Here is a 4,267-nt window from a genome sequence, read left to right as displayed (position 1 = left end):
GCGGGAGCGCAAGGCGTGGCCGCTGTGCCGGGCCAGCCCGCCCCTGCGGCCCCTGCCGCGCGTGAGCGCGTGGAGGTCACCACCGATGTCTATCGCCTCAGCTTCGACAGCGAAGGCGGCTCGCTCACCCACGCCGAACTGCTCAAGCACGTGGACATGGCCGACAAGTCGCGCAACTTCCTGCTCTTCGATGAAAGCGCTGAGCGGGTCTACGTGGCCCAGACGGGCCTGATCGGGGGCAGTTACCCCACCCACAAGACGGTGATGAAGGTGGTGCCTGGCCCGCGCGCGCTCAAGGACGGCGAGAACGAGTTGAGCATCCGTTTCGAGTCGCCCGACCTGGGCGGCGTCAAGCTGGTCAAGACCTGGACCCTCAAGCGCGGCTCCTACGACATGGCCGTGGCCCACGAAGTGGTCAACACCGGCAGCAGCCCCGTGTCGCCCCAGCTCTATCTGCAACTGGTGCGTGACGGCAACAAGCCGCCAGGAGAGTCGTCGTTCTATTCCACCTTCACCGGCCCGGCCGTCTACACCGACGCCAAGAAGTACCAGAAGGTTGAGTTCAAGAAGATCGAGGAAGGCAAGGCCGAAATCGAGAAATCCGCCACCAACGGCTATGTCGCCATGGTGCAGCACTACTTTGCCAGCGCCTGGCTGCTGGGCGACGGTGTGCAGCGCGAACTCTTCATGCGCAAGGTGGACACCAACCTGTACTCGGTGGGCATGATCACGCCGGTGGGCGAGATCGCGCCGGGTGCCAGCAAGACGGTGCAGGCCCAGCTGTTTGCCGGTCCGCAGGTCGAGAAAACCCTGGAAGCCCTGACGCCGGGCCTGGAGCTGGTCAAGGACTATGGCTGGCTGACCATTCTGGCCAAGCCGTTGTACTGGCTGCTGGACCAGTTGCACAAGCTGTTGGGCAACTGGGGCTGGTCCATCGTGGGCCTGGTGCTGCTGCTCAAGATCGCATTCTATTGGCTCAACGCCAAGGCGTACGCCAGCATGGCCAAGATGAAGGCCATCAACCCCAAGATCACGGAGATGCGCGAGCGCCTCAAGGACAAGCCGCAGCAGATGCAGCAGGAGATGATGCGCATCTACCGCGAGGAAAAGGTCAACCCGATGGGCGGCTGCTTCCCCATCATGATCCAGATCCCCGTGTTCATTGCGCTGTACTGGGTGCTGCTGTCCAGCGTCGAGATGCGCAATGCGCCCTGGATCGGCTGGATCCACGATCTGTCCACGCCTGATCCGTACTTCATCCTGCCCCTGCTGATGACGGCCAGCTCGCTGCTGCAGACGGCGCTGAACCCCGCGCCGCCCGATCCGATGCAGGCCAAGATGATGTGGTTCATGCCGCTGATCTTCAGCGTGATGTTCTTCTTCTTCCCGGCCGGCCTGGTGATGTACTGGCTGACGAACAATATCCTGTCGATTGCACAGCAGTGGATCATCAACACCCGCATGGGCGTGCCGCCGCAGTTCAACCTGCCGAAATTCAAGTAACAACCCCTGAGCGGCTGTGCCGCTTCCCCCTTTTCTCGGCTTCGCCGGGAAGGGGGTGACACCCGCGCATGCAAGCGAAGCGCTGCCTGCGCAGCTTGGCGGCCCTTGCGCGGTGTCTCGCGCCTGGGCCGCGCCAGTTTTTGGCGCTCTATCCCCCAACATTGCCGCACATGCTTGCCCGCCACCAGGACCCCATCGTCGCCATAGCCACTGCCCCGGGGCGCGGCGCTGTCGGCATCGTGCGTGTGTCAGGCAAGGGGCTCACGGCGCTGGTGTGGGCCCTGTGCGGACGCGCCCTCAAGCCCCGCGAGGCCACCTACCTGCCCTTTCGCGATGCGCGGGGCGAAGCCATCGACCAGGGGCTGGCGCTGTATTTCCCCGGGCCGCACAGCTACACCGGCGAGGATGTGCTGGAGCTGCAGGCCCATGGCGGCCCCGTGGTGCTGCAGTTGCTGCTGGCGCGATGCCTTGAGGCTGCGGCCGCCCCGGATGCGGCCACCGGCCAGCCGTGCCTGGCCGGCCTGCGGGTGGCGCAGCCGGGTGAGTTCACAGAACGGGCCTTCCTGAACGACAAGATCGATCTGGCGCAGGCCGAGGCCATTGCCGACCTGATTGACGCCTCGACCGCCGCGGCCGCCCGCAGCGCCAGCCGCTCGCTGACGGGCGCCTTTTCGGCAGAAATCCACGGTTTGCGCGACGCGCTCATCCACCTGCGCATGCTGGTCGAGGCCACGCTGGACTTTCCTGAAGAGGAAATCGACTTCCTGCGCAAGGCGGATGCGCGCGGACAGCTATCAAATTTGGAGCATACCCTGGCCAAGGTGATGCAGCGCGCCCAGCAGGGAGCGCTGTTGCGCGAGGGCATCAAGGTGGTGATCGCGGGCCAGCCCAACGCGGGCAAGAGCTCGTTGCTCAATGCCCTGGCCGGGGCCGAGCTGGCCATCGTCACCCCGATAGCGGGCACCACGCGCGACAAGGTGCAGCAGACCATCCAGATCGAGGGTGTGCCGCTGCACGTCATCGACACGGCCGGGTTGCGCGACAGCGTCGACGAAGTCGAGCGCATTGGCATCGCCCGGGCCTGGGACGAGATCGCTGCGGCCGACGCCGTGCTGTTCCTGCATGACCTGGCGCGCTGGGACTGCGCCGATTACCGGGCCGCGGATGCGGCCATCGAAGGCGCCCTGGCGGACAAACTCCCGACCACCGTGCCCGTCATCGACGTCTGGAACAAGGTGGACAGCGTTTCCGCCGCCACCGTGCCTGGTGCTCCACAGCGCCCTTCGGTGGCCCTTTCGGCCCGCACCGGGCAGGGCCTGGAGGCGTTGCGCAGTGTCCTGCTGCAGGTGGCGGGCTGGCAGTCGGCACCCGAAGGCGTGTACATCGCCCGTGCGCGGCACGTGCAGGCCCTGCAGGCCGTCCAGGCGCACCTGGCCGAAGCCGCGGCGCAGCTGGATGCGCGGGGCCCGGCACTCGATCTGCTGGCCGAGGAACTGCGCCTGGCGCAGAACGCGCTCAACGCCATCACGGGAGAGTTTTCGTCCGATGACCTGCTGGGCGTCATCTTCTCGAGCTTTTGTATCGGCAAGTAACGGCATCGGTCGGCTTTTGTTGTAAACAGTCGTAAAGGATGCTTGTGTGTGCTCTGTTACAGGGGTAGCTTCGGCACACCATGAATGCCATTACGCCCCTTGCTTCGAAAATTGACCTCTCGGGCCTGCTCACAGCCATCACCCAGGCCGACGCGGACGACAGCCTGAACAACCCGCTGACGCCCGCGCAGTGGGACACTGTTTCGGCCTATCTGCAGCCCTACGCCCTTCCCGCAGGCCATGTCCTGTTTTCGCAGGGTGCCTCCGATCGCACGCTCTACCTGGTCGAGAGCGGCAATCTCAGCGTGCATTACCAGGATGAGAAGGAGCGCCTGCGCCTGGCGATCGTGGGGCCGGGCTCGGTGGTTGGCGAAGGGGCCTTCTTCTCGATGCGTCCGCGCAGCGCCACGGTGCAGGCCAGCGCCCCCACCAAGCTGTGGGGCCTGACGGCACTGCGTTTCACCGAACTGTCCAACCGCCAGCCTGCCATTGCGCTGGGCTTGGCCATGGCCGCTGGGGCCGTGCTGGCCAAGCGCCTGGGCAATCGCCGCCGCCGCGTTGCGGCCACCTGACACTGCGCTTTTTTAACGCCGTTCCAGAACCGACGCCGAGGTTGTTGCAGGGGTGCGCCGGGTACACTCGATCGGGATTTTTCCCGGTGCCGTTCCCCAGAAAGCAAACCATGTCCCTCTTTGGTTGGTTTAGCCGCAAACCTTCGCAGCCCAAGTCCCGCGGGCCCGTCGAGCCCTCGGGCCTGCTCAATGCCGATGCCACCGTGCCGCTGGCGCCAGGACGCAAGCCAGCGGCCGATTCCAAGCCGGCCGACCATGCGGCCAATCGCAAGAACGAGCGCATGGAGCGCCGCGAGTTGCTTTACACCGTGGTGCGCGACGCGATGGTGCGCGCCGGTGTGCTGTCGGCCAGCTACAAGTTCAAGGTGCTGTCACTCGACCAGCGCGGCCGCCAGTTTCTCGTCATGATGGATCTGGCCCGTGAGTTTGGTGGGGAGACCGTGCGGCTCAGCGAGATCGAGGCATTGATTGCCCAGACGGCCAAGGCGCGCTATGACATCCTGGTGTCTGCTGTGTACTGGCGCATCAACGACCATGTGGCGGTGGGCATACCGCAAAAGGGTGTGGCGCCCCATGGCGCCGCCCTTCCTGCCGCGCCGC

3 protein-coding genes and 1 pseudogene are annotated in these 4,267 nt (G+C 65.5%); all 4 read left to right on the top strand.

What is annotated here, in order from left to right; genetic code table 11:
* The coding region (gene yidC / locus ACDELDRAFT_RS19730; RefSeq protein ID WP_040330003.1) for a membrane protein insertase YidC at positions 1-1,503 on the top strand (1,503 nt) is incomplete at its 5' end.
* Between the two features lie 170 nt (positions 1,504-1,673).
* Positions 1,674-3,095: a tRNA uridine-5-carboxymethylaminomethyl(34) synthesis GTPase MnmE gene (gene mnmE / locus ACDELDRAFT_RS19725; protein WP_005799814.1), complete on the top strand. Its 1,422-nt coding sequence runs from the start codon at positions 1,674-1,676 to the stop codon at positions 3,093-3,095.
* A gap of 80 nt (positions 3,096-3,175) precedes the next feature.
* Positions 3,176-3,667: a Crp/Fnr family transcriptional regulator gene (locus tag ACDELDRAFT_RS19720; RefSeq protein ID WP_005799813.1), complete on the top strand. Its 492-nt coding sequence runs from the start codon at positions 3,176-3,178 to the stop codon at positions 3,665-3,667.
* Positions 3,668-3,777: 110 nt separating this feature from the next.
* A pseudogene (locus tag ACDELDRAFT_RS19715) lies at positions 3,778-4,267 on the top strand (hypothetical protein); the annotation flags it as partial.

Origin of the sequence: Acidovorax delafieldii 2AN (assembly GCF_000175235.1) — a bacterium.
Lineage (GTDB): Bacteria > Pseudomonadota > Gammaproteobacteria > Burkholderiales > Burkholderiaceae_C > Acidovorax > Acidovorax delafieldii_B.
Note: the sequence above shows the minus strand (reverse complement) of the source record. Positions and strands in the feature narration are given on the sequence as shown.